Here is a 2,574-nt window from a genome sequence, read left to right as displayed (position 1 = left end):
GCCAGCAGCGAGATCTACCAGACCTTCATGAACCAGCCGACGCCGGACTACGCCGTAGAATTCCCGCATGGATACACCTATTCGGCACACCCGGTAGCCTGCGCCGCCGGCATCGCTGCGCTGGACCTGCTGCAGAAGGAAAACCTGGTGCAGTCCGCCGCCGAGCTGGCGCCGCACTTCGAGAAGCTGCTGCACGGCGTGAAGGGCACCAAGAACGTTGTTGATATCCGTAACTACGGCTTGGCCGGCGCCATTCAGATCGCCGCCCGTGACGGTGATGCCATTGTCCGCCCGTACGAAGTGGCGATGAAATTGTGGAAGGCAGGCTTCTATGTGCGCTTCGGTGGCGACACCCTGCAGTTCGGCCCGACGTTCAACACCACGCCGCAGCAACTGGATCGCCTGTTCGACGCCGTTGGCGAAAACCTGAACCTGATCGACTGATCTATCCGATTTTGATGCCAGGCGCGCGCACGTATTCCGCGCCTACATCTACCTTCTTTATCTGGAGTTTTGCATGAGCATTGTTCAGCACCTGATCCATGGCGAGCTGGTTACCAAGGGTGAGCGCACCGCCGATGTCTTCAACCCGTCCACTGGCCAGGCCGTTCGCAAGGTCGAGCTGGCCAGCCGCGCGACCGTGCAGGAAGCGATCGACTCGGCCAAGGCCGCCTTCCCGGCCTGGCGCAATACCCCGCCGGCCAAGCGCGCCCAGGTGATGTTCCGCTTCAAGCAACTGTTGGAGCAGAACGAAGCACGTATCTCGCAGATGATCAGCGAAGAGCACGGCAAGACTTTGGAAGACGCCGCAGGTGAACTGAAGCGTGGCATCGAGAACGTAGAGTTCGCCTGTGCCGCGCCTGAAGTACTGAAAGGCGAGTACAGCCGCAACGTCGGCCCGAACATCGACGCCTGGTCCGACTTCCAGCCGCTGGGCGTGGTTGCCGGCATCACCCCGTTCAACTTCCCGGCCATGGTGCCGCTGTGGATGTACCCACTGGCCATCGCTTGCGGTAACGCTTTTATCCTCAAGCCTTCAGAGCGTGATCCGAGCTCGACGCTGTTCATTGCCCAGTTGCTGCTGGAAGCCGGTTTGCCGAAGGGCATTCTCAACGTGGTGCACGGCGACAAGGAAGCCGTGGATGCGCTGATCGAAGCGCCAGAGGTGAAAGCGCTGAGTTTCGTCGGATCGACCCCGATTGCCGAATACATCTATGCCGAAGGCACCAAGCGCGGCAAGCGCGTGCAGGCGCTGGGTGGTGCCAAGAACCATGCGGTGCTGATGCCGGATGCCGACCTGGACAACGCCGTCAGCGCACTGATGGGCGCAGCCTATGGTTCGTGCGGCGAGCGTTGCATGGCCATTTCGGTGGCGGTGTGTGTGGGCGACCAGGTGGCCGATGCCCTGATTGCCAAGCTGGAGCCGCAGATCAAGGCACTGAAGATTGGTGCCGGTACCTCGTGCGGTCTGGACATGGGCCCGCTGGTCACCGCTGCTGCCCGTGACAAGGTCGTCGGTTACATCGATGACGGTGTTGCTGCTGGCGCGAAGCTGGTGGTGGACGGCCGTGGCTTCCGTGTGACCGGTAATGAAGATGGCTATTTTGTTGGTGGCACCCTGTTCGACAAGGTGACCCCGGAGATGCGCATATATAAAGAAGAGATCTTCGGCCCGGTGCTGTGCGTGGTGCGGGTGAACAGCCTGGAGCAGGCCATGCAGTTGATCAATGATCACGAGTATGGCAACGGCACATGCATCTTCACCCGTGACGGTGAGGCCGCGCGTCTGTTCTGTGACGAGATTGAAGTGGGCATGGTGGGTGTCAACGTACCGCTTCCGGTGCCGGTGGCTTATCACAGCTTTGGTGGGTGGAAGCGTTCGTTGTTTGGTGACCTGCATGCTTATGGGCCGGATGGGGTGCGGTTCTATACCCGTCGCAAGGCTATTACCCAGCGTTGGCCGCAGCGGGCTAGTCATGAGGCGTCGCAGTTTGCGTTTCCTAGCCTTTAAGGCGGGTAACTGAAGCGGGGAGGCCGGTAGGTCTCCCCGTTTTGTTTTTGGGGTTTGGTTGTTGCTGTGCTGTGGTGGGCGTCAGGGCGGGGATGGGCCTGTCTATAGATGGCATTGGCTGTGAAAGGTGTTCGCCGTTGTTTCTTTGGCGCCTGTGAGATCGAGCGCCGCCCGCGCGGCGCATCGCGGATAAATCCGCTCCTACATTTGTTGCAACGTGCCGAACCTGTTACGCCATGGTCGCCTGCCTTGGTGCATGTCTTGAGTCTTGCAAACCGCTGACAACCATGGCCTGTCAGGCATGGCCACGTTGCAACAAATGTAGGAGCGGATTTATCCGCGATGCGCCGCGCGGGCGGCGCTCGATCTCATAGGCGCCAAAAGGGTTGTGGCGGACACTTGGCGGCCTTGATATGGTCTTTTCCCCTTATATTTCACTTTCTTGAAATTAAAGGTTGACGCCCTTTCGAATCCCCTTATAATGCGCCCCACTTCCAGCGACAACGGAACGACAAACTCCTTGATATTCAACGAGTTAGGTAGTTCAGAAGATGCTGTAAGGG

General features: G+C 59.4%; 3 protein-coding genes. 2 read left to right on the top strand and 1 reads right to left on the bottom strand.

The features are described from left to right. Both HP546_RS29085 and HP546_RS29080 read left to right on the top strand, forming a co-directional pair. On the top strand, positions 1–444 hold a 444-nt coding region (locus tag HP546_RS29085; protein WP_172232980.1), incomplete at its 5' end, for an aminotransferase class III-fold pyridoxal phosphate-dependent enzyme. A gap of 73 nt (positions 445–517) precedes the next feature. After that, positions 518–2,011, top strand: a complete 1,494-nt coding sequence (locus HP546_RS29080; RefSeq protein WP_172232977.1) for a CoA-acylating methylmalonate-semialdehyde dehydrogenase — start codon at positions 518–520, stop codon at positions 2,009–2,011. A 333-nt stretch (positions 2,012–2,344) separates the two neighbouring features. On the opposite strand, the gene HP546_RS31200 is transcribed toward HP546_RS29080, so the two are convergent. Beyond that, positions 2,345–2,574, bottom strand: a 230-nt coding sequence (locus HP546_RS31200; protein ID WP_218584648.1) for a hypothetical protein, incomplete at its 5' end; no start/stop codon positions are given.

This window comes from Pseudomonas sp. CM25 (assembly GCF_013179705.1).
Taxonomy (GTDB): Bacteria; Pseudomonadota; Gammaproteobacteria; order Pseudomonadales; family Pseudomonadaceae; genus Aquipseudomonas.
This window is presented reverse-complemented; position numbering and strand designations above follow the sequence as displayed.

Excerpts from the sequence above, each read along its gene's own strand:
- HP546_RS29080 (WP_172232977.1), top strand. The coding sequence starts at position 518 with ATGAGCATTGTTCAGCACCTGATCCATGGCGAGCTGGTTACCAAGGGT.